The organism is Yersinia sp. 2541 StPb PI, from assembly GCF_052217145.1.
GTDB lineage: Bacteria > Pseudomonadota > Gammaproteobacteria > Enterobacterales > Enterobacteriaceae > Yersinia > Yersinia enterocolitica_E.
Genome location: NZ_JAZGQB010000001.1, coordinates 626,705 through 650,868 on the forward strand (window position 1 = coordinate 626,705; position 24,164 = coordinate 650,868).

Sequence of the window (24,164 nt, forward strand, 5' to 3'; positions counted from 1 at the left end):
TTACTTTGATTGCGTTATTTTGAAAGAATTCTATTTTTATTTACTGCGCATCCTACTTCGCTATCCCGGGACATCCGATAATCATTGCGTTGATATTTGCATCGTCGCTCGTTATCTCTTTGCAAAACAGGTGTAGATAATGACTGGTTTTTATCTGTTGCTAACAAGTCTCTTTTAGCTAATGAACAGGCTTGGTCATTCTCATTTGGCTCGATAATAAATGAGGCATGCACAACGCTAGAGAAAAAAATAACACTGCTAACTATCCATAGTTTCATTTTATGAAACCTCCTTTTCGTAGGAATTCCTTAGCCACTTTTTTCCTTTTTATTTCCATTATATGAGTGAAATTAAATAAGCGTTCCAATGTTGATGTGTGCATAAAATCAGGTAATTCCACATCCTTTCCGGCAACCGGCTTCACCAGGCTGACGGTGGCGACGACCACCAGTTCAGTTTGATTTTTTTGCGTTTGTGCATTGCGAAAGAATGCCCCTAAAATAGGAATATCACCTATGAAGGGGATCTTTTTAAGGGATTCCCGCTCTGATTTACTGATCAATCCACCTAGAATAAAGCTTTCGCCATCACCAAGTTCTAATGTGGTCGCTGCCTTACGTGTGCGTAATGAAGGATAAGCATTACCCCCTTCGACGCTAAAGACTTTATCTACACTACTGACTTCTTCTTCCATACTAATGCGGATACGATTTTTCTCATTTACCTTGGCCGCAATGTTTAGCTTGATACCATAAGTTTTGTATTTAATTACGGTGCTGCTTTGGGTGGTATTAAAAAGTGGTATTTCGCCACCAACTAAAAATGAGGCACTTTCACCGGACAGTACCGATAGATTGGGTTCGGCCAGAATACGTGCAATTGAGTCATCATTAATGGCATGAACTAATGTACTAATTCCGGTGGCATTGAACTTTAAAAATTGAAAGGAGCCAACGGATGCTTCGTTGATACTGCTCCAATCTACCCCTATATTCTCACTAAAGTCTTTAGTCACCTCAGCAATGGTTAATTTCACATTTACTTGGTTAGATTCAGGAAGTTTAATCTTATTAATTACCCCTAAGTAATCAGGGTTATTAAAATGTTGGTCTTCGCGATTTTTCTCTCTTTTCTTGTTTATTGCTTCACCGACAATAGCTGCAATAGTGTCTTTCGCCTCTTCTGACTCTGCCTTACCCGTCAGCAGATAGCCATTACCAATTTTATTGATTTCTATGTTGCTATCAGGATATTCAATTTTTATTCTCTGATATGCTGAAGTAATGATGTCATTTACCATGACGGCAGTTTTATCATTGGATTATTATCTTTATTAAATAAGATAAACTCTGCTATTCCTTCTTTTTTTGCATAAACAATAATGCTATTTTTACCAACCAGTTCATAATCAGCAATAGCAGCGGCGGAGACAAAAACAGTATCAATCGCCTCATCTGTTTTTATTATATATGACTCGCCTGATGATAAATAAACAGGCTTGGCATATGCATGATTGACAACTATTTGGCAGGTTGCAATGGCGAAGAGTAAAAACAGTTTATTCCAACTGATATATTCTGGCCTGGGTGTTCTCATCCTCTTAGCTCTCTTGTTATGCGTAGTTTAGGTATGATGTCATATATATTTGTTGATTGATTATTGCCAGTAACTATACTCGGCGCCAGAACGATATCTCCCGACTTTTCTGCGATATGAATGATGTCAAGTTCCTCTCTTTTAATTATGACGGATATATAACCAGTTACGATTTCTCCGGTCTTTTGATTTTTGTTGTTTTTTTCTGGTAATTCGTCTGTCGAATTCTTTTTTATTCTTATTATTCTCATGGCGGGTATTATTTCATTCAACGAAAAGGTTTGACTTTTTTTATCACTCAATTCTTTCGTGTTAATGACTGTGCCACTACTCATGCCTTTATTTTTATCTGTCTCAAGCACTCTTAATTGAAATGAGAGGGAATCACCTACTTGCAATGTATCTAACAAATACCCATTTTTCTGACTAATAGTGAATTTATAAATAATTTCACCTTTCTTTAAATTAAGGTAATTGAATTCATTACTATCGGGTGAAGCCAAAACTACGGGTGTAATATAAGAACCCGCTACAAGGTTTACTTTCAATAAATGACTGTTGATATCTGTTTTTCCTGATATGTTGCTTTTTATTAATTCACTTGATTCAGGTACCATGATGGCTTTTAGTGCATAATCGTTTTGAGTGAGTAGGGTACCTGAAGAGAGATCATGTGTTGACTGTGCCAGGACAATCTCAACTTCTTTTTCTTTATTTAAATCGACGAAATTATAGGGTGTATGCACATCAGGCTTGGTATTGATCATAATGCCGGCAGCCCCGATGGCGACAATCAAAATTGAAAATAATAAAAGAAACTTACGATTCATTAAAATAACCTTGTGTCATTATTAAGTTAATATGGCTTGATATTTTAGGTGAATAGCGACAATGTAAAACCCGAGGTAATTGCAGCAGCATAGGGAACCCCTCGTTGTTGAATATCGTGTTTGTTAATCAATAAACCTATTATCATTACCACACCGCCCATAATGGCGGTATAGATAATGAAATCTAGTGATTGTTCTGCGGTGAGTGCCAGCAGCAATGCAGTAATGAGTTTTACATCGCCACCACCGATAAGTTTAAAATGAAATATTATATAGCCCATTAGTAAGGAAAAAAGTGGAATGGTGATGTTAACCGTGCTGTTTGTTGTATACCCCAATGCTATGGAACTGAATATAATAGAAATGATAAATTTATTACTGATAATTCGATTACATATATCGCTATAACAAACGAACAGTAGCTGTAATACTAGCAGTATTATTAAGGATGATTTTATTATATCCATCATTTTTCCTAAAACAAAAACATGGCAACGATAAGTTGCCATGTGAAAATCCTGATAAATATTAGAATGACGGTGCGACGCTGTTACCCCTATTAGCCCCCTGGCGCTGATACTGCTGTTCTAGCACTAGCAACGGCCCCATTTACTAACTCGATTAGGGTTGGCCTTGCTAACGTAATAAATACGCCCGCTAATGCAATCACCATAACGTACTCAATAATAGAACCACGGGTATCTTTCAGAAATCCTCGGGTTTTAAGTCGAGTAGCAACACAACCTTTATTGATTAAATCCATCATGTTCGTTTTCCTGTTAAATGGTAGGGGAGTATTCCCCATTTTTAAGTTTTAAATGTAAAGAGTCACTGCTCTTTATTTAGCTACTATCCGACTTGATATAATCAGCCTTGCTGGTAGTGACACCTATTTAACGTTTTTTTTCGCTTGCTGGCCTTTTTATTACCATCATTTAATCTTTTTAAATCACCCTCATCTTATTATCACTATCAGAAGTGCGGTTTATCCCCACTAAATAAGATAATAATAATTAGCGTTGAGAGAAATGAGAGCCAGCAGAAAGAGAAAAAGGCCAACAGAGAAATAAGTTTCTTCCAACGGTAACTGTGTAAAAAACTTTGTTGTGTCGCGATAGGTGATATTACGCTAGCCCCTGGCTTGAATGGTTGGGTTACTGGCGCAAGCTGCTCCTTATTAGATGCAGCAGTGATAAGGGGGTCTGCGTGCATTTGTTGTTCAGCTTCATCATTGATGACAATCTGACTAACAGAACCGGTATAGCGGACACCTTTACGTGGGATGGTATGTATAAGTGATTCTTTCAGCCCGACCTGAAGAAATGCTTTTCGCAACATATAGAGCTGCCCATAGTAGCTACTTTCACTTACAGCTCCGCGCTGTTCTTTCCATACCTGATTAATAATCTGCTCTTTTTCTGTTACACCACTAAGTAGCAGTTGTAAAAATCTAAGGTTATTTTCAGTTAATATTACCACCGAACCGTCAGGACCATTTAAGCAACGTTGCGTAGGGGAAAATAGCACCGTTCCTTCTAATTTAAACATAATCTCATTTGTCTCCATACTGATGGTTACCTATCCTATATAAGACGTTATGTGTTCTTTCAGTAATTTAAGATTATTAAGAGTGCCATGCTTTGTCTCTATTCTAATTCTCAATCTTCTTTAAAGGCTATTTGTGTGTATTTTTGCATTTGATAATTATTCTTAACAAGCAGTTAATTTATTTTGTTGTGGTGTTGTTTATTATGTTTCATTACATATTCTTACCTGAATTTCTCTTTTCCTTTTATTTAAAGAGTTAAATAAATTTAGTTTGCTATTATTCTTCTGTTTTTGCTTTTAGTCTTTCATTTTTATAATTTTACTCTATTAAATATAATATTTGTTTTTATTGGTGGCGAAAGTTAATAGACGATGATTTAGCAGGATAAATTTCTCTGGCAGGGCGATAACAACTGGGCTAACCGATATGAATTGATCGCAAGTGATAGTGTGGGGTGAAGAGTAAACTGTTAAAGTCTTAATCGCTAAACAGTGATAACTACAGTAGGTACCTTTATGACCATGGATTTATTTGATCAGTTGCCTCATGATCCCTGGATTGAAACGTTAGCGCCCGGTGCGGTTGTTTTACATCATTATGCACGACAGCAGGCCGCATTATTATTTGCTGATGTTATTGCTATCACCACTGCCGCGCCTTTTCGCCATCTCATCACCCCCGGCGGTTACCGGATGTCGGTTGCCATGAGTAATTGTGGTCAGGTTGGTTGGGTGAGTGATAGGCAAGGTTATCGCTATAGCCCGGTTGATCCTTTGACTGAGAAAAGCTGGCCTGCCATTCCGGCAAGTTTTATGACATTAGCTGTTGATGCCGCGCAACAAGCGGGTTTCTCTCAATTTGAGCCAGATGCCTGCCTGATAAATCGCTACGAGGCAGGGGCTAAATTATCATTACATCAGGATAAAGATGAGCTGGATCTGCGTCAGCCAATAGTCTCGGTATCGCTGGGGCTAGCTGCGGTATTTCAATTTGGTGGGCTGACGCGTGAGGCTAAATGCCAGAGAGTCTTATTAACGGAAGGGGATGTTGTGGTCTGGGGTGGGCCTTCCCGTTTGAACTATCACGGTGTACTGCCATTGAAAGCCGGTTTTTCCGCTACGACCGGCGCTTATCGAATTAACTTAACCTTCCGTCGCACTCGCTGATTTGAGAGGTTATAAGAAAGTGTGAGAATGCCCTCAATCTTATCTGGCAAGAGTAAGGGCGATGAGAGTTTTATTGCTGTTGACTATCTTTTTTATGCAGCAACATATACACCGCAGGAATAACCAGCATCGAAAGCAGTGGTGCACTCACCATCCCGCCAATCATCGGTGCGGCAATACGTTGCATGACCTCTGATCCTGCCCCGCCGCCCCACATAATGGGAAGCAAGCCGGCCATAATAGTGGCGACAGTCATGGCTTTTGGTCGCACCCGCAGCACCGCGCCTTCATGAATAGCTGCACTCATCTGGCTGGCCGTCATAGCAATGCCGGGTTGCTGATGTTTTTTCACCGCCTGATTGAGATACAGCACCATTATTACACCAAATTCAGCGGCCACACCGGCCAGGGCGATAAAGCCCACCGCGGCGGCAACGGAAAAGTTATACCCCAAGCCATACAGCAGCCACACCCCGCCAATCAGTGCGAAGGGAAGCGTCGCCATGATTAATGCGGCATCGCGGACACTGCTGAACGTGACATACAACAAGACAAAAATGATCATCAGGGTAACCGGTAACACAATTTTCAGTTTTGCTGTTGCCCGTTCCAGGTATTCAAACTGCCCAGACCAGCTAAGGGAGACGCCTTCCGGCAGTTCCACTTGTTGTGCCACCGTTTGCTGCATTTCAGTTACGGCTGATTTCAAATCTCGCCCGCGCAGATCAACATAGACCCAGTCAGATAAGCGCGCATTTTCACTTTTCAGCATCGGTGGGCCTTCTGTCACCTTGATATCGGCCAGTTCCGCCAGTGCGACTTGCCCGCCACCGGCAGTCACTACCGGCAAATCACGCAATTTTTGCAGTGAATCACGTATTTCCCGTGGGTAGCGCAGGTTGATTGGATAACGTTCACGCCCTTCAATGGTTTCACCGATGTTTTGCCCGCCAATCACGGTTGCTACCAGTGATTGCAGTTCTTTTACTGAAACGCCATAGCGAGCGGCCCGTTGACGGTCAATGTTAATATCCACATAGCGGCCACCTGCCAGTCGTTCTGAGAGGGCCGAAGTCACACCTGGTACTTTGCGCACCACTTGTTCGATTTGCTGTGCCACCTGCTCAATTTGGTGCACATTTTTGCCATTCACTTTGATCCCAACCGGGCTTTTGATGCCGGTAGAGAGCATATCCAGCCGATTGCGGATCGGAGGCACCCACAGATTGGCGATACCGGGCACCTTGACGGTGGCGTCCAGTTCTTCGATCAATTTGTCCATGGTCATGCCAGGCCGCCATTGATCCTTGGGTTTAAAACGAATGGTGGTTTCGATCATGGTCAGAGGGGCCGGATCTGTTGCCGTCTCTGCTCTCCCGGCTTTACCAAATACTGTCGCTACTTCCGGTATGGTTTTTATCAAACGATCGGTTTGTTGCAGTAAATGGCTGGCTTCGCGTACCGAAATCCCCGGCAGTGTAGAAGGCATATACAGTAAATCACCTTCATCCAACGCGGGCATAAACTCGCTCCCCAGACGGCTTAATGGATACAGGGTTGCGAGCAGTAATATACCCGCGATAGCCAATGTAGTTTTTGGTCGCGCCAGTACGGCGGTTAACACCGGATGATAAAGGGCGATTAGCCCACGGTTAATGGGGTTGGCATTCTCATCAGGGATTTTGCCGCGAATAAAATAGCCCATTAATACCGGTACTAACGTAATGGCTAACCCCGCCGAAACAGCCATGGCATAGGTTTTGGTAAAAGCCAGCGGAGAGAACATCCGCCCCTCTTGCGCCTGTAATGTAAATACCGGAATAAACGATAAGGTGATGATCAGTAAACTGCAAAACAGCGCCGGACCGACTTCAATGGCCGCCTGCTCTGAAATGCGCCAGTAATCCTGACTGACCGGTGTTTTCCCCGGGTTATCTCGCCGCCATTGCTCCAACACTTTGTGCATATTTTCGATCATCACGATCGCGGCATCCACCATAGCCCCGATGGCGATGGCTATCCCACCCAGCGACATAATATTGGCATTGACCCCCTGATAGTGCATGACGATAAACGCGCCAAGAATCCCCAGGGGCAGGGTGATGATAGCCACCAATGCTGAGCGGAAGTGGAACAAAAACAGTGAACAGATCACCGCCACCACTAAAAACTCTTCCAGCAATTTGAATGATAAGCTGTCGATGGCCTGAGTAATCAGGTGTGAGCGATCATATACCGGTACGATTTCTACCCCAGCCGGTAAGCTGCGCTGAATCTGTTGCAGCTTCTCCTTCACGCCGTTAATGGTTTCCAGTGCATTTTTGCCATAGCGCATCACAATGATGCCACCGGCAACTTCCCCTTCACCATTAAGCTCCGCCACGCCACGGCGCATTTCTGGCCCCATCCGCACGGTAGCGACATCGGACAGTAAAATGGGAATACCTGCACGAGCAGTGATCACGATATTCCTGAAATCATCCAGCGTTTTCAGGTAACCGCTGGCGCGCACCATATATTCTGCCGCCCCCATTTCTAGCACCGAACCACCGCCTTCCTGATTACTATCAGTAATGGCGCTGGCAATTTGTTGATGGGATAGATTCAGCGCCCGCATCCGTTCCGGGTCGAGAACGACTTGATATTGGCGCACCATGCCCCCGACACTGGCCACTTCAGAGACATTGGGTACTGTTTTCAACTCAAATTTTAGTGTCCAATCCTGCAAGGCACGCAGATCGGCCAGACTGTGTTTGCCGGTTCTGTCGATTAAGGCATATTCATAGATCCAACCCACCCCCGTGGCATCCGGTCCCAACGAGGCTTTGGCTTCAGCCGGCAAGGTAGCCTGCACCTGACTGAGATACTCCAGCACCCGTGAACGTGCCCAATAAGGATCAGTGCCATCATCAAACAGCACATAGACATAGGCGTCGCCGAACATCGAGAAACCGCGTACGGTTTTAGCACCAGGTACTGATAACATGGTGGTTGTCAGTGGATAAGTCACCTGATCCTCGACCACTTGTGGTGCTTTACCAGGATAACTGACACGGATGATCACTTGGGTGTCTGACAAGTCTGGCAGCGCATCCAGCGGGGTTTGTTGCAGTGACCAAATTCCCCACGCGGCCATCATCACCGCGCCAAGCAGTACCAACAGCCGATTGCGCAGTGACCAGCGGATAATGGCGGCAATCATAGGTGGCTCCTGTGGGTATCGGTGCTGCTATTGCTTGTTACCGGCTGGATTTGGCGGATTTGTGCCCCTTGTTCATTGAGAGTGAAAGTGAAATTAACCTGACTACCAGCAACGATTTCCGGTGATAACGGCTCTGCCGGTAGTTGGAAGTCCATCGTCATCGCTCCCCATTTCAACGCCGCGATCGGGCCATGGGATAAGGTGATTGTTGAGCCGTTGATAGCGGTGACTGTTCCTTGCACCGAGTAGATATCAACAGGTGCTACGGCAGTGTTATTCGCTGTTGGCGTGGTATTCTCAGTTAAGGCGGGGGTATCCTCCATTTGTGGCAGAGCGCTTTGCAGACTGGCTTCTGAATCAATCAGGAATTGGCCTGAGGTCACCACCAACTGACCGGCGTTTAGCCCGGATTTTATCTCTGTCCAGCCGTCCTGAGTTTGCCCGGTACTGACATCCACCGGCTTAAAGTAGCCATTAGCTTCAGCCAGCAGCACCCGGTTACTATTGCCTGACATCAGCAAGGCTTCTTGTGGAATAGCCAATACCGGTTTTAGATTATCTGCTGGCGCGGATTGTACATTCAGGTACATGCCCGGTTTCAGCTTTTGTTGCGGGTTTTCCAGGACGATGCGCGCTTTTAAGGTGCGGGTAGCGAGATCCATATTAGGTAATAGCTCGCTGACGGTGCCGTGGAAGGTTTCACCCGGCCAACTGGCGGTCGTGGCGGCAATCGTACTGCCGATAGTGACTAAACTGGCTTGTGATTGCGGATAGTCCACCACTATCCATACCGGATCAAGGCTGGCTAACTCAAACAGTGATTGTGTCGCAGTCACTTGTGAACCGGCCCGAATATCCAACTTACTCACATAACCCTCAGACGGAGATCGTAATGTGACCCGCGTTTGCGGCTGGCCGCTTTTTTCGACACTGCGAATCACCTCTTCTGGCATAAATTGCAGTTGTAGCCGTTGGCGAGCGGCGGCCGTTAATTGGCTATCACCCAAGGTGCGGATTGCCAGATACTCTTGTTGCGCGGCACTCCAATCGGGAACCCATAATTGCGCCAATGGCTGATTTTTACTGACCGGTTGTTGATTGGCGCGTACATACAATTGTTCAATAATGCCGTTAGCCCGCGCCGCGATAACCTGCACGCTGCGCTCATCGGTTGCCACTGTGCCGTAACCGGCAAGACGATAGTTGAGTGATCGCATTTCCACCGCGGCAGTGCGCACGCCTAAATTCTGCTGTTGGCGGGGGCTGATGCTAACGCCGCCCTGCGCTACGGCTTCATCGGCATAGCGCGGCACCAACTCCATATCCATAAATGGCGATTTGCCAGGTTGGTCGAAACGCTGACCGGGGGACATAGGATCATACCAATACAGCACCTTACGGCTATTTTCTGCTGGTGTTTTTTCAACCACTATGGCTGCCGTGGTGGAGTGCTCTGAGATGGGTTTAGCCAACAGATAACCGGCAACGCCACTGATCACGGCGACGGCCACCAGCGTCAAACTAGATAGCTTTTTCATCGCATGCTCTCCTGCGGGGTCAGATAACGGATGGCAGCCCAGGTACGGGCTAACTCTCTGGCGGCATTACTGGTATTGAGCTGGCTATCGAGCAGGGAGCGCCGTGCTTCCAGCACACTGCTTAAATCGCTTTTATTGGCCTGATACTGCGCCATAACCAATTTAACCCGTTGTTTTTGCAGTGGTATAACCTCATCAGTCTGACGCTGCCATAATTGCTGTGTGGCCTGATATTGCGCCAGCAGAGTATCGAGTTGCGCCCGGTGGTCGCGGGTGAGTAATGTAAGCTGGTCGTTGGCTTCCATTGAGCGCGACACATCGGCGGCATAGTCTTTATCCTGACGTTGTGAGCGGAATAGTGGCAAATCAACAGTGATCATGACGCCCGCCATATCGTCATACTCGTCAGCTCGTTTAGCGTAATAGACTTCGATCCCAACGTCCGGTGTGGCGGCAATGGCTGATTGTGCGGAGCGGGCTTTGGCAACGTCAGCTTCACGGCTGGCAAGCAATACTTCAGGGTGCTGTTGGATGGCATCACGCAACACGGTGATATCCGCCGGTAGGCGGGCGAAAGGAGGCAACGGGCCGCTGATATGCTTGACCTCTACACCGGTTAACTGCGTCAATTGGGTTTGTGCCAAGGCAACATCACGTTGTGCGGTGGTCAATCTATCCTGCATGGCAGATAACGTCAGGCGCGCATCCAATACACTGCTGGGTAATGCACCACCACTGGCAACACCGGCCCGTTGCAATGCGACCTGTTTTTCGCTTTCTTTTACCAGCACTTGCGCTGCGCCCACCGCCTGTTCGGTCAGGGCGAGATCAAGCCACGCCTGAGCCGTCTCTTTTTGCAGCCTGGTGCGGATAGTTTCACTGCCTGCTGCCGTTTTGCGCGCTTCAGCACTCAGGGTATCAGCCTTTCTTTGTCGCTTATCACTACTGATATAGTCCTGCATGATACCGACCCGCTGCATGGTCATGCCCTCGCGGGTGAAGCGGCGGGCATTACTGCCGCCGACGGGGAGGTTTTCAATACCAAACTTCAATTTTGGATCGGGCAGTTGCGTGGCTGAACTGGCCATATTTTCCAGTGCATTGACCTGATGCTGATTAGCTGACAGCTCAGCCGAGTAGCGTTCAGCGGAGATCAGCGCCTGTTCCAGTGTGATATCTGCCGCGTAGCTCACCGCTGGCAGAGTGAAAAGTGCCGCCATTAACAGTGCGGTAAATCCGAATGGCAGCGCAGCCGTGGGGCGCACCTGCTGTGGGTGATTCAGTAAAGGGGTCATCATTATCCCGCCTTATGGCCGCTGTGCTGAAATGGCAGTTAGCTGATAGCCTCGTTCGGTCTGGCGGAAACTGAATGTCACGGATGTACCTGCGGGTAATGGCTGTGCGGCCAGGCTCTCCGGCAGGTCAAATGTCATGGTCATCGGTGGCCAGTTCAATGCCGGAATGGCGCTATGAGCAATAGATACGCGGGTGGCATGCCAGGTTTTTATCTGGCCCTGGGAGTGATAGCTCTCTGCTGGCGCAGAATCCGCCATTATTGTATGACTATCATGAGACATCGGGCTATTTTCACTCATGGCCGGGCTGGCGGCGAACAGCGGAGAAGAAAACAGTAATACAGCAGATACAGCGCTAAATAAGATACGCATAGCAATAACTCCAAAACATAGAATAAGCACAACACACCACGATTAAGTGGCCTGAAGAAAACGGTTATTTATGTCTGGATCTATTCTCTAAAGCGGCAGAAAGCGATTTCAGTGGGGGGGCCGACAATGGGGGGGGTATGCCAGTCAACGCGCTGGACGCGTGGTGTTTGTTGCCTATCAGCCAATACTAACTCCGTATTGGTGGGTAAGGCTGCCAGCACCAACATGCCGCTGTCAGACTGGACAGAGTCAGGGATGCAGTGTTTTTCACATAAGGAGTTTTGCGCCTGACCATGAGACATATCCATCATTGATGGCATGTCGTGCATTTGGTTTTCTGTTGCTAAAGGGTCAGGCTGTATATGCCCTTGATGCTGGGTAAATACCGGCGAGGCAGAAGGGGCAATATCACACTGATGGCCGGCGATGGCCAACTGTGCGTTGAGAATTAGCCAGCAGGCAACCAGCAGCATACCGCACATGCGCATTTTACTGGCGCGCATCCGGTGCATAAGCTGTGGTACTCCCCTAAATGCTGGCATGTTTAACCTGAATGTGTGGTGATATTAAATAATGCTGCCAGCGAGTATAGGACCATCTCCCTGTTTTTAGAATGGTTTTATCGGGTTGCACTGAGTGAAATGAAAGGTTACCAAAACGTTAGTATGCTGAATTTATTCTATTTATTTCGATATCTGAAGTCGCAATGGGGGTTGATTAGAAGAAATATTTACTTTTCTTTAAGTTATTATCCAACGCCCGCTGAGTTATTAGCCCACACCGCTATGCATCAATCGGCGTGGGCTGAATAAGCCTAAGCCTTACCAGGCATAACTGACAGTAGCGGTGGCAACACGGCCACTGCCATAGAAGCAAGCTGCCATCTGTGCACAACTGGCAACATATTCTTTGTTGAACACATTGTTGACGTTAACCTGCAAACTGGTGCCTTTCATCGCTGGCAGAGCTTGTCCCAGTTCATAACGCATCATCCAGTCATACAATGTCACCGCTGGGACTTTAAAGCTGTTCTTGGCATCACCCCAACTGGTACCGATATAGCGGACACCAACACCGGTGGATAAGCCATCGACTACTCCTTTATCAAAGGTATACATTCCCCACAGTGAGGCGGAATGGCTTGGTGTGCGGGCTGGCATTTTGCCTAATTCAGCCAGTGTTTTGGTTTCACGCACTTTCCCTTTGGTGTAGGTATAGGCAGCAATCAGGTTGATATTGTCGTTAATCTCACTGTTTAACTGCGTTTCGATCCCCTGAGATTGCACTTCACCAATTGGGACGTTGTAGGCCAGTGCCTGGTCGTATTGGCTGATATTTTTCTGGCGTAAATCGTACAATGCGGTCGTCAACAAGGTGCTGCTGCCCGGTATCTGGTATTTGAGGCCAAGCTCAACTTGACGCGCGGTAACCGGGTCCAATGCCCCAGTCCCCGGCGCGCCTTTGGCGGTGCTAGGTTCAAATGAAGTACTGTAACTGATATACGGCGAGATACCGGAATCAAAGGCATACAACACACCAGCACGGCCGGTAAAGGCATGGTCGTCTTGTTGATCCTGAGTGGCGGTTTTGCGGCTTAGCGTTTTTAACTGTGACCAGTCATAGCGCCCGGATAAGAGGAAATTCCACTTATCCAGTTCAATTTGATCTTGTAAATAGACTCCCACCTGATCGAGTTTGGTCAGATCACTGCTATTGAGTGACAAGTCACTCTCTTTAATATTCAGACCATAGACAGGTGATACCCAATCCAGATTGTATTTTGTCTGCACGGTGCCCATAAAGAACTGACTATCAATACGGCTACGTTTGTAATCCAGCCCAGTCAGCACCGTATGGTTTAACTGCCCGGTCCAGAAATCAGCTTGCAGTTGGTTATCAACGGCAAACTCAGCCATGGTCTGGCGCTCGATTTGCGGGCGGCGAGTCATGGTGCGGTTATCTGGCAGCAAATTCATAAAGACCAGATACTTGTAATCTTGCTTGTTATAGCTGTAGCGCAGGTTCTGGCGGAATTTAAAGGTGTCATTGATATAATGCTCAAGGGCATAACCGACAGAGGTCTGCTCGCGTTCAGACTGATCAAATGACGGGTCGCTAACGTTAAAATCGTAAGGTATATGGCCGTATGCAGTACCAAACACGGTTCCAGTGGCTGGCAAGAAGTTACGTGAACCGGCTTTGGGTTCTTTCTGATAACTGGTCAGTAAGGTAAAGGTGGTGTCTTCGTTCGGGATAAAGGTTAATGCCGGGGCGATAGCAAAACGCTCCTGTTTAAAGGTATTTACGGCATCATCTTGTGTTCTGCCAAGCCCGTTCAAACGATAGAGTACTTTACCTTCATCATCCAACACGCCACCGAAGTCGAATGCTGCTTCAGCCAGGCTATTATTGCCTGCACCCACCTGCACTTTATGAATACTTTCCGCTGTTGGGCGTTTACTGACCATATTGATCAGGCCGCCGGGGTTCACCTGGCCGTAAAGCACTGATGCTGGGCCGCGGATTACTTCAATTCGTTCCAGCAGCCAGGGGTCTATCTGGCCTCCACGGCGTGCACCACCTAATGAGTTGTAGCTTAAGCCATCGAGAAAACGCGGGGCATAGCCAAAACCACGAATGATCACTTCGTCATTCATATTCGAGCCGCCACGGTATTCCGGCACGACACCGGCGGTATAGCGCAGGGCCTGTGCCACAGAAGCCGCTCCTTGATCTTGCATTTGCTGGCGGGTAATAACTGAAACTGATTGTGGGGTGCGGATCAGTGGTGTGTCAGTTTTAGTCGCGGTGGCGCTGTTTTTAGCGACGAAACCATCATCTTGTTGGCCGCTGCCCGGTTTGGCGACAACCACTAATTTATCTTCTTTAGCCGCAGTGGCCGCTAATGCGTTGAGTGACGGTATCAGTATCAAGGTGGTGGTGAATAATAAGGTCTTTGCTGTGCAGCCTGCGCGAAATGGCAATGTTGTTGGTATCTTCTTGCCAGAAATATCAAACATGATTTATCCCTACCTGGAAGTACAATAATGGAAAGTATTTGAACCTCATACGTCAGGTTCTTGATGCCAACCGGGCTTTATTTGCCTCTATTTAGCTTGGTTGTTACAAAAAAACGTTATATTCCAATCCAATAACCGTCGCATAGCACATCGGCCATATCTAAATTACGATGATAGGCTGGCACACTGGAGAGAATGCTTACTATGTTATTGCAAATAATAATACTTCTCAATATTATTTGTATTTAGGTAATAACCTTATATATATTAAGTCTTATATCCATTTGTGATGGCGCACAGTCGCTGCGCTATCAATGAATAAAGACGTAATCATAAATAGACCGTGACCGGTGTGATGACATAAAGAGGGCAGCGTGTGAGAGTGGCGAGCGAATATCCAGAGAGTCAGCAGTTATTACAGGATCCTTCGGCGGGCAGTGAATCATGGTGGCAGCGCATCGCACAATGGGGAACGCCCCTGACTGAACCGGCAGCAGCTGGCAAAGTAAAGCTGACTTTCCTGTGGCGCGACCGACAAGGAAAGGCGCGTGATTTGATATATAGCTGCGTGTATATCGATGTTAACGGCGTGACAGATCATCATAGTGTTAATCCTGAATCGCTCACTCGGCTGGGCCAGACGGATGTTTGGTATTGGCAGGCAGAGGTAGAGTCTGATTTTCGTGGCAGTTACAGCTTTATTCCCGTCTCAGCAGAGAAATGTTTGAATTTGCCGGCCGGTAGCCCGCAAGAACAGCGTCAGGCACAGCGCGATTGGTGGATCTCATTGATGGATCTCGCTGAGAACGATCCGTTAAACCCGATTGCCGCGCATTGCAGTTATCGCGGAATGCCACTTTCTGCGGTTCATTTAGCCGATGCTTTGGCGCAAACGGCCTGGCAGCCAATCGATGCGGGTAAAATTCTGCCCGCCGAACCGCAACGTTTACAACTGATTAGTTGGCACAGCCAGTTATTGGGCAATAGTCGCAATGTGTGGATTTACTCAACGACAACCGGTGCTGAAGATAAAGCCGAACGCCCATTGGCTATCTTGCTGGATGGCCAATATTGGGCACTCAGGCAGCCGGTGTTTGGCATATTGGATAGTGAAACCGCCGCAGGGCATTTACCTGCTAGCGTCTATGTGTTGATCGACATCATTGACCAGACTCATCGTTCGCAAGAGCTGCCTTGTAATCAGGATTTCTGGCAGGCATTGCAAACAGAATTACTGCCGCAGATTGCATTGCAACAGGCTTTTACGGAACAAGCGTCTCGTACTGTGGTGGCCGGGCAGAGTTTTGGCGGGTTGGCATCGTTGTACGCTGGATTACATTGGCCACAGCGTTTTGGTTGTGTGTTGAGTCAGTCCGGTTCGTTCTGGTGGCCTGATGTTGATAATTTCAAGGCACTGACGGCGGGGACTGCTGAACGTCAGGGCTGGCTGACCGAGCAGGTGTATCAGGGATTGGGGGCGAGTCAGCCATTGAATATCTTTATGGAAGCAGGTCGCCGTGAAGATGTGATTTATCAGGTCAATCAAGCCATGAGTGCAGCGCTTCGTCAGGCAGGGCATCGGTTGCAGTATCGGGTCTATGCGGGTGGGCATGATGCTCTATGCTGGCGGGGGGGCTTAATTGATGGATTACGCTGTCTGTTAACCTGATCGACTGAGTTTTAACCGCCTTCGGCGAGCAGAGGGCAGACTCGCTCTCTGCTCGCTTGTGGATTAAATTTTAAATCGCCCCTTCGGTATCACCAATGGTGTATGTGAAACCGGATCATCAATGATCAAACACGGCATACCAAATACCTGCTCGACCAAATCTGCTGTGATCACCTCGCGCGGGTGACCTTGTGTAACTACCTGCCCGTCGCGCATGGCGATAATATGGGTAGCGTAACGACAGGCATGATTAAGATCATGCAGAACAGCAACCAAGGTATGGTTATGTTGCTGATTAAGGTTACTGAATAACTCCAATAAATCAATCTGATGGGCGATATCTAAATAGGTGGTGGGTTCATCCAGCAGCAGCAGCGGCGTCTGCTGTGCCAATACCATAGCTATCCATACTCGCTGGCGTTGCCCGCCAGATAATGCGTCCACTGATCGGTCAGCCAGTTCACTGACACCGGTGGCTTGCATAGCATTATTGACCGCCAGTTTATCGGCCTGTGTCCATTGCTGTAATAACTTCTGATGGGGATAACGGCCACGCGCCACCAAATCTAACACGCTGATACCGTCGGGTACTTGCGAACTTTGTGGCAACAAACCCAAATGACGTGCCACCTGCCGGGTATCAATGCTGGCGATATTCTTGCCGTCTAAAATTACCTGACCTGCTTGCGGTTTCAGCAAACGGCTCAGTGCGCGTAGCAGCGTTGATTTACCACAGGCATTGGGGCCGACAATCACCGTAAATTCACCATCAGGAATGGAGATGCTCAGGTTCTGGCTGATTATCTTACCGTCGTAGCCCAGTGTTAGGGCGTCGGCTTGTAAGCGGGAGGAAAAAACGCTGTGGTGTAGGGTGGCTGCAGGGGTAACAATACTCATGATCGCCCGGACTCCCGGATTAAAAGCCAAATAAGATACAGGCCGCCGATGCTGGTGGTAACCACGCCGACCGGCAATTGATTAGGTGGAAATAGGTGTTGGGCGCAGAGATCGGCGGCAACCAGTAATAAGGCGCCCATCAGTGCCGATGTGGTTAACGTCACTGAAGATGTGCCCGCCAGACGCCGTGCTATTTGTGGGGCGGCTAATGCAATAAAGGAGATAGGCCCGGCGGCGGCGGTGACGGCGGCCATTAGAATGACGCCAATCGCCATCAGGCTCAGGCGAGTTTTCTCAACGGGAACCCCTAAGGCACCAGCGGCATCATCGCCCATTTCCAGCAGTGGCATGCGGCGGCTAAGCAGCATTGCGGCTATCGTCGCGGCAAAGATAAACATCAGTGATGGCAGGCCCTTAGCCCAGCTCAGACCATTCAATGACCCCGCCCCCCAAGCCGCGGCAGTCATCGCTGACTCCAGTGATGCCGTGATTGTCAGCCAGGTATTGAATGCAGTGAGCATCGCGCCAATGGCAATGCCGACAATAATTAGCCGAAAACCTTGAATCCCTTGTCGATATGCCAGCAGATACACCGCAATAGCTGCCAGTAAGCCGCCAACCAAGGCGCTGCTGGCAATCTCGAAATAGTTCCCATTAAACAGAGTAATCGCTACTAGCGCACCGGTATAGGCACCCATATTAAAGCCGATGATGTCAGGGCTGCCAAGTGGGTTACGTACTAATGACTGAAATATTGCGCCACTGATACCCAGTGCGGCACCAAAAATAAGCGCCATCACTGCGCGGGGTAAGCGCCATTGATTGACGATAATATCCACTGCACCGCGGGTTTGCCCGAACAAGGCATTAAGTACCTGTTGAGGCATTAATGCCAGAGTTCCCGCCATTAATGCCAGCAGTGCGCCCAACAAACAGGCCAGTAGCAGCAGGCTGCAAACAACTAAACTGCGTGGTCGGATGCGTAAATTTATCGCGCCATCGGGGCGACCAAATAGCCACGGCGAGGTGACAGACTTCATAGCGCGGTCATCCTTTTGTTACGTCGAACTAGCCAGATTAGCAAAGGTGCGCCAATAAATGCCGTTACGACGGAAACCCGTAACTCGCCCGGCACCAAGAAGCGGCCAATAATGTCAGATACCAGCAACAGGATAGGTGTCATCACTAATGTGAATGGGAGAATCCAACATTGATTCGGCCCAACAATCCAACGGGCGATATGGGGGACCATCAGGCCAACAAAGGCGATAGGGCCAACGGCTGCGGTAGCGGCACCGCACAACAAGGTGACGGCGATGACCGCCCAAAATTGGGTTTGGATAATTCTGGCCCCAATCGCGGCCGCCAGATCCTCTCCCATATGCATCGCATTGAGTGGCCGAGCCAGCAACAGGGAGATCACACCGCCGAGCAGGATTGCCGGAGTGACGGCCAATACCACTGACATACTGCGGATATCCAATGACCCTGCCTGCCAGAAGCGCACCCGATCAAAGACCAGTGGATGTGTCAGTGATATGCCAGAGGAAATCCCCATTAACACAGCGCCAATCGCGACACCGGAAAGTGTCAGGCGCAGGGGATTAACGCGCCCGCCGCCCTGAGCACCGACCCAATACACCACCAGTGTGGTTAACATCGCACCGATAAAAGCGGAAATAATATAGCCCTGGATGGCATTAACGCCGAAAAAAATGATCCCGACGGCGACGGCAAAACTGGCTCCGGCATTGACGCCAAGAATACCGGGGTCAGCCAGTGGGTTACGGGTTAGGGCTTGCATGACTGCACCCGATAGCCCCAGCGCTGCACCGGCGAGTACACCAATCAAGGTTCGCGGCAGACGTGATTCAACGATCAAAATGCTATCGGCGCTGTGCTCTGTGCCGAGCAAACTCTGCCAGACCACGGAGAAAGGGATGGCTTTGGCACCGAGCATCAGGCTGGCAGCCATGACCAATAGCAACACAACAATGCTGAACAGCAGCAACAGCCCGCGTCGGCGCGCTGTTGGTACCTCTGACGTCGACACCAGTGTCAGCGGTTTTATTGAATATTGATCTGGAGAATAATCAGCAGGCATTGTAACTCTTCTTTAACAAATGATTATTGTTATCGATTTGATTATCATTATTATTTGGGTGAGATATGTTAGCACGCATTATTGTTAGAATGCATCGCTGTGGTAACGCAGGGGGAAATTTAGCCTGCTCGGTCACATTCCTGAATGCGCTCAACGTCAGAAGCGGGACTTACCCAATCAATGAGCAGGTTTAAACATCCCTTCAATTCGGGCTAACAGATTACTCGCACTGTAATAATCCAAGCGGAAAGTGTCATAACCCACGGCATAAACACGGTTGTGCTCAATCGCTGGAATATGAGCTAAAAATTTATTACTTTTCAATGCATCAACTGACGGTTGATCACCGGAGAAGAGTAAAATAGTCTCACCGTTCAGACCTTCAGCCAGCTTCTCGCCACCTAACTGAATAATATCCTTACGATGTCCCATACTGGTGTTACCTTTCACGGCTTCAGGTATTTCAGCGAGCCTAAAGCCCAGCTCCTGCAACAATTTGCCCTGTGCCGAGTCTTCAGTCCACAAGTTCGCGGTGCTACCGGCGGCTTGATAGACAAAAGCCGACGTTGGCTGCGGTGGTAAGGTAATACTCTGTTTCACCTCATTGAGCCGGTTGGCAAATTTATCAATCACATCTTTCGCATCGGTTTCATGGCCAGTTGCCTGCCCCAATATCATTGCTAACTCTTGCCAGCTTTTATCATCGTAATTAATCACTAAGGTTGGCGCGATAGCAGATAACTGCTCATACAATTTCACCGCTGAATCCCCCCCGGTGGCAGAAATAATAATTAAGTCAGGGTTCATGCCGGCAACAGCTTCGGCGTTTGGCTCAGTCTGATATATCGGTACCAGTTTTTTTGCCTGTGCGACAGCCGACCATTGAGTAAAGAACCCTTGATTATCTGCGACGGTGGAGCTGGGCGCGGTCGCTCCACTGGCAATCACCGGCGCATTGATCGCCAATAAGGTGCCAGTGATGGTGATGCTGGTGGAGACAATCCGTGTAGGTTGCTGAGTTAATGTGACCGGGCCTTTAGCCGTTTCCACCTTCCGGGACCATGCTGGTGAGTTGTCGTCTGCCGCTGATGCGTTGTTCTCCTCCGCGGGTTTGCAGCCGGATAACCAAAATGTCAGACACAGCAAGCCCAGTAGGGCAGGCAGAGAACGGGATGTTTTACAGGCAGGTATATAGTGGGACATAACGGCGTTTTCTCTTTCTATTTAACGGTGCTAGGTCGTAATTTATCATGCCATAAAATGAATGGTAGTAATTATTATTCCTATTACTATTTGCAATGTGGTGAGTGAAAGGGAGGATTGGCGTGCTCATCTTCAAGACAGGAAACCTAGCGAAATATCGCACCAGTCAAACCATTTAGAGGACGATCAGTCGCATGCTGGCCATGACTCATTAGCATGGTTTAAGCCAATTCAGCCGGCCTCTGGGGGCTGCGGCTAGCGCGAATTAAGGTGTAATACCGGCCAGTGATCGTTGGCCGCTCTTCTTTTAGTATCACCGTCGCCGTGCTAAGCACATGCCTATATTGCAATGAATAAAATTGTTATTTCCCCAGCCTGGTTTCCTTGCTAAAAAAATACAGAATCAACCATAGCAAATAAATAGTTAAATTTTGCTGTATCGCGTGCCTGATGGTTTGATATGGATTTTTGTTATTATTTTATTTATCTCGCCCAATCGCATTTAATAAGATATTTAATTCTGCAATTGCAAAAACAGGTAATTCTCTATCTGTAAGTAAATTAATTGATTGGCTAACTATTCTAAGAGTTAATAGGTAATGGGGCGCTGTATTTATATTCAGAATAAATACATATAATGTGGAAACTACTGAACGTTGTTAATCAGTTTTCGATCAAGATTATCGAACGTTATTTACATTTTAATAGGTGAAATCAATCGGTTGTTTAATATTGATCGGTTATCTTGATCTTTTGTGTTGGTTTTATGCTATTTTGGTGATGAGTCCTGATAATTAACCTTTTTCCCTGCGGGGATTATCAGCGATAAACACCTTGAAATCTCAAGGAAATAAACTAAAAAAATAAGACACAGGGGTATTCCCGTGAATTTTCTAAAACATATCACCATCAGGATGGCGTTATTATCTATTCTTGTTATATTTTTGTTGCTTTGGGGAGGCGTCTCGACCTTTACATTATTTTCACTTAACCAATTGACGCATTCATTACATCTGAGTTCTAACCAACAAAAAAACATTAATATTATTAATCGGGGTAATGACCAATATTTTCGTGTGGTTACTCGTTTAAGTCGTGCCGCGGCATATCGTCAAAGCGGGGCAACTGCCGATGCTGATCGTGAATTGGCTTCAGCCAGTGTAGCACTAAAAAATACCCAAGAGAGTTTGGCGAAATTTAAACTGCAATCTCATGAGTCGATGGATCCATTACTGACAGATAAAACTATTCAAAGCTGGTCAACATTATTGAGTAATGGGATTGAACCGATGGCTAAAGCGGTGGCCGAGAATCGCTTCGAAGATTATAACAATTTGTTTAACAAAGATTATCCACCATTAAGCCGAGAGTTTGGCGCTACCGTCGAGAAGTACAATTCTGCGGTTGATACTGCAACAGAGGCTGCCAGTTTGCGGGTGGAGACATTAGTCGACTGGTGTCAACGGGCGCTTTTTGCTGCATTAATTGCCGGTGTTATCATTCTGTTCTTAACCGATCGCTATATCGTCAGTTATTTGGTGCGTCCGCTGGAGTCGATCAAGGTGCACTTTAAACGCTTAGCTGAAGGGCAGTTAGGCCGGCCAATGCCTGAGTTTGGCCGTAACTGCGTCGGGCAACTGATCCCTTACTTACGTGAAATGCAAAATAGTTTGGTGAATACGGTATCAACCATTCGCAACAGTACCGATGCGATTTATACCGGAGCCGGTGAAATTGCAGCAGGAAATGCGGATCTCTCTTCCCGTACCGAGCAACAAGCGGCGGCACTGGAAGAAACCGCGGCCAGTATGGAACAACTGAATGCAACGGTGAAACAGAACGCTGAAAACGCCCATCAAGCCAGTAAGTTGGCTGAGAATGCCTCTGCAACAGCGAAAAATGGCGGGCGGATTGTCAACGATGTCGTTGCCACTATGAGCAGTATTACGGAAAGCTCACGCCGTATTGCGGATATTATCGGTGTGATAAACAGTATCGCCTTCCAAACCAATATTCTGGCACTGAACGCAGCAGTTGAAGCGGCCCGGGCTGGTGAGCAGGGGCGCGGTTTTGCGGTAGTAGCAAGTGAAGTTCGTAATTTGGCCCAACGTAGTGCACAAGCGGCGAAAGAAATCGAAGGGTTGATCAGTGAATCGGTATCCCGAGTGAATATTGGCTCACAGCAAGTATCTGAAGCAGGGGAGACGATGAATAGCATCGTGCAGGCGGTGACCAATGTAACCGACATTATGGGCGAGATTGCCTCTGCTTCTGATGAGCAAAGCCGCGGTATTGGTCAAATTGGGCAAGCTGTCGCCGAGATGGACGGCGTCACACAACAAAATGCCTCCCTGGTACAAGAGTCTGCCGCTGCGGCTGCCTCGTTAGAAGAACAGGCACGGCAACTGACAGAAGCGGTCTCTGTTTTTAATTTATCAGATAATATGCAAGCCACTCATTCTTAGTTACGCTTTGATTCAATTTAAGAAATAACAATTATTGTCGTAATAAATAGTAGAGAACAGCCACCGGATTGCGCTAAGAGTCAGCGCCGTCTGGTGGTTTTCTATTACCAGTTTTAGGTATTTAGCCACAAAAACGATATAGTGAGCTAGGTTGTTATTAGCTTTCAATAATAAAAAAATTCATGTTTTAATCGGGTTAAACAATGAGAATTGCTTACTTTCGCAGCATTTTATTTTTACTGGCGATGGGTATTTCATCGCCATCTTTTGCCATTAACTGCCAGCGTGCAGCGACGCCGGTTGAATATACTGTATGTGGTAATGAGGATTTACACTGGCTGGATCAGACATTTAGCGATATTTATCAGTCCATGCTGGTTAAATATGATACAGAAACAGTGTATCAGCAACGGCAAATATGGGAGAAATCTCTTAACAGTTGTACCAGTGATAGCTGTATTCAGCGCGCCTATTTTCAGGGCATTGCCTCCATGTCTGATATTGACAAAAAATTTGACTGGGCTGGGCAGTGGTGGAATGTCACCAAAGGGAATGACCGGGGGGGCGTTATCAAAATAACCCGGGTTGCTGAGTGGGGATTTAGTATCGATAGCCGCGCCTGGTCCGGTGAGAATACCGGTAATTTTAGAGCTGAAGCGCGTAAAATTGAAGGGTTGGCGGTTGTTGATCTTATTGAAAATACAGCAAGCTGCCGGTTATTACTGATCCCGATAAAAGATGGTTCAATTCAGGTGCACAGCAATGGCAGTTGGGGTTGCCGAATTTCGATGCCTAAAGATGTCTTTATTGACGGGCAGTATATTCGGGCTGAAAAAGATCCGCGTGAGACTCCGAGCTTACTCTCGGTCGGTATTTTTACTGATACCAACAACGATAAACTTTTCCGTGAGTTAGTCGGCGACCATTACGCCCAGTTTGTCGCCTCAGCCAACGTCTATATTTATAGCAATGACCGGGATAACCGGGGGGCAAAAGTATTATCCACCTGGGTGCGAGGTGCAGCCAATAAGCGTGCATCAATCATTATGTATAACCGTGCCGGTTTGATGTGGGCCGCGTATGTTGCGCCTGAAAAAAATGGCACGCTGCGGGTTCACTATTTTACCAATGTGCCTGAAGATAAAGATAAAAGACCCAAAACGATTGTTGAATGGCAGCAGACCTTTATGGATAACTAATTATCCCCTTTGCCTTTGAAGCGGTAGGAATTAATGAGCCTCATTCTTGAGGCTCATCT

19 protein-coding genes and 1 pseudogene are annotated in these 24,164 nt (G+C 47.4%); 4 read left to right on the forward strand and 16 right to left on the reverse strand.

All coding sequences use genetic code 11. The features are described 5' to 3' along the window. Positions 1 to 14 precede the first annotated feature (14 nt). The 6 genes and pseudogenes from V1953_RS02760 to V1953_RS02785 form a co-directional block, all read right to left on the reverse strand. The gene (locus tag V1953_RS02760; RefSeq protein ID WP_083162429.1) at positions 15 to 278 is read right to left on the reverse strand and encodes a hypothetical protein; all 264 of its coding nucleotides are present in this window, start codon (positions 276 to 278) and stop codon (positions 15 to 17) included. Then, positions 275 to 1,596 (reverse strand): annotated as a pseudogene (locus tag V1953_RS02765) (type II and III secretion system protein family protein). Before V1953_RS02765 ends, V1953_RS02760 begins: the two are co-directional and overlap by 4 nt. After that, positions 1,593 to 2,426 carry a tight adherance operon protein gene (locus V1953_RS02770; RefSeq protein WP_442850618.1) on the reverse strand — a complete coding sequence of 278 codons (834 nt, stop codon included), beginning with the start codon at positions 2,424 to 2,426 and terminating at the stop codon, positions 1,593 to 1,595. The pseudogene V1953_RS02765 and the gene V1953_RS02770 overlap by 4 nt, the downstream one beginning before the upstream one ends. A gap of 44 nt (positions 2,427 to 2,470) precedes the next feature. Beyond that, positions 2,471 to 2,893: a prepilin peptidase gene (locus V1953_RS02775; protein WP_442821411.1), complete on the reverse strand. Its 423-nt coding sequence runs from the start codon at positions 2,891 to 2,893 to the stop codon at positions 2,471 to 2,473. A gap of 92 nt (positions 2,894 to 2,985) precedes the next feature. Next, positions 2,986 to 3,192, reverse strand: a complete 207-nt coding sequence (locus tag V1953_RS02780) for a pilus assembly protein (protein ID WP_372569665.1) — start codon at positions 3,190 to 3,192, stop codon at positions 2,986 to 2,988. Between the two features lie 206 nt (positions 3,193 to 3,398). Further along, positions 3,399 to 3,992 (reverse strand): winged helix-turn-helix domain-containing protein, encoded by a 594-nt coding sequence (locus tag V1953_RS02785; RefSeq protein WP_372569664.1) that lies wholly within the window; start codon positions 3,990 to 3,992, stop codon positions 3,399 to 3,401. Positions 3,993 to 4,490: 498 nt separating this feature from the next. Between V1953_RS02785 and alkB the strand changes: the two genes are divergently transcribed. Then, positions 4,491 to 5,141 carry a DNA oxidative demethylase AlkB gene (gene alkB, locus V1953_RS02790; protein ID WP_372569663.1) on the forward strand — a complete coding sequence of 217 codons (651 nt, stop codon included), beginning with the start codon at positions 4,491 to 4,493 and terminating at the stop codon, positions 5,139 to 5,141. A 70-nt stretch (positions 5,142 to 5,211) separates the two neighbouring features. Here alkB and V1953_RS02795 read toward each other — a convergent pair whose 3' ends face one another. From V1953_RS02795 to V1953_RS02820, 6 genes are all read right to left on the reverse strand, one after another. Beyond that, positions 5,212 to 8,343, reverse strand: a complete 3,132-nt coding sequence (locus V1953_RS02795; protein ID WP_442847517.1) for an efflux RND transporter permease subunit — start codon at positions 8,341 to 8,343, stop codon at positions 5,212 to 5,214. After that, a complete protein-coding gene (locus V1953_RS02800) occupies positions 8,340 to 9,881 on the reverse strand; it encodes an efflux RND transporter periplasmic adaptor subunit (protein WP_442850619.1) in 1,542 nt (513 codons plus the stop codon). The genes V1953_RS02795 and V1953_RS02800 overlap by 4 nt, the downstream gene beginning before the upstream one ends. After that, on the reverse strand, positions 9,878 to 11,176 hold the full coding sequence (locus V1953_RS02805; RefSeq protein WP_442848316.1) for a TolC family protein: 1,299 nt from the start codon (positions 11,174 to 11,176) through the stop codon (positions 9,878 to 9,880). Before V1953_RS02805 ends, V1953_RS02800 begins: the two co-directional genes overlap by 4 nt. Before the next feature lie 12 nt (positions 11,177 to 11,188). Then, positions 11,189 to 11,548, reverse strand: coding sequence for a copper-binding protein (locus tag V1953_RS02810; RefSeq protein WP_442850620.1), 360 nt, complete (start codon positions 11,546 to 11,548; stop codon positions 11,189 to 11,191). A gap of 80 nt (positions 11,549 to 11,628) precedes the next feature. Continuing rightward, positions 11,629 to 12,060 (reverse strand): hypothetical protein, encoded by a 432-nt coding sequence (locus tag V1953_RS02815; protein ID WP_005188166.1) that lies wholly within the window; start codon positions 12,058 to 12,060, stop codon positions 11,629 to 11,631. Between the two features lie 309 nt (positions 12,061 to 12,369). After that, entirely contained in the window at positions 12,370 to 14,568 is a 2,199-nt protein-coding gene (locus V1953_RS02820; RefSeq protein WP_372569659.1) for a TonB-dependent siderophore receptor, read from the reverse strand. Positions 14,569 to 14,944: 376 nt separating this feature from the next. On the opposite strand from V1953_RS02820, the gene fes reads away from it, so the two are divergent. Beyond that, positions 14,945 to 16,237: an enterochelin esterase gene (fes, locus tag V1953_RS02825; protein ID WP_442850621.1), complete on the forward strand. Its 1,293-nt coding sequence runs from the start codon at positions 14,945 to 14,947 to the stop codon at positions 16,235 to 16,237. Between the two features lie 63 nt (positions 16,238 to 16,300). Here the strand turns inward: fes and V1953_RS02830 are convergent, their stop codons facing one another. From V1953_RS02830 to fepB, 4 genes are all read right to left on the reverse strand, one after another. Continuing rightward, positions 16,301 to 17,134 (reverse strand): ABC transporter ATP-binding protein, encoded by an 834-nt coding sequence (locus tag V1953_RS02830; RefSeq protein ID WP_153046288.1) that lies wholly within the window; start codon positions 17,132 to 17,134, stop codon positions 16,301 to 16,303. After that, positions 17,131 to 18,174 (reverse strand): iron-enterobactin ABC transporter permease, encoded by a 1,044-nt coding sequence (gene fepG, locus V1953_RS02835; RefSeq protein ID WP_372569657.1) that lies wholly within the window; start codon positions 18,172 to 18,174, stop codon positions 17,131 to 17,133. Before fepG ends, V1953_RS02830 begins: the two co-directional genes overlap by 4 nt. Further along, positions 18,171 to 19,238, reverse strand: a complete 1,068-nt coding sequence (gene fepD / locus V1953_RS02840; RefSeq protein WP_083162446.1) for a Fe(3+)-siderophore ABC transporter permease — start codon at positions 19,236 to 19,238, stop codon at positions 18,171 to 18,173. The genes fepG and fepD overlap by 4 nt, the downstream gene beginning before the upstream one ends. 177 nt (positions 19,239 to 19,415) lie before the next feature. Then, the gene (gene fepB, locus V1953_RS02845) at positions 19,416 to 20,441 is read right to left on the reverse strand and encodes a Fe2+-enterobactin ABC transporter substrate-binding protein (RefSeq protein ID WP_442850622.1); all 1,026 of its coding nucleotides are present in this window, start codon (positions 20,439 to 20,441) and stop codon (positions 19,416 to 19,418) included. 884 nt (positions 20,442 to 21,325) lie between these two features. Between fepB and V1953_RS02850 the strand changes: the two genes are divergently transcribed. Then, entirely contained in the window at positions 21,326 to 22,906 is a 1,581-nt protein-coding gene (locus V1953_RS02850; RefSeq protein ID WP_442850623.1) for a methyl-accepting chemotaxis protein, read from the forward strand. Between the two features lie 203 nt (positions 22,907 to 23,109). Continuing rightward, positions 23,110 to 24,105, forward strand: coding sequence for a lysozyme inhibitor LprI family protein (locus tag V1953_RS02855; RefSeq protein ID WP_442850624.1), 996 nt, complete (start codon positions 23,110 to 23,112; stop codon positions 24,103 to 24,105). Positions 24,106 to 24,164 lie beyond the last annotated feature (59 nt).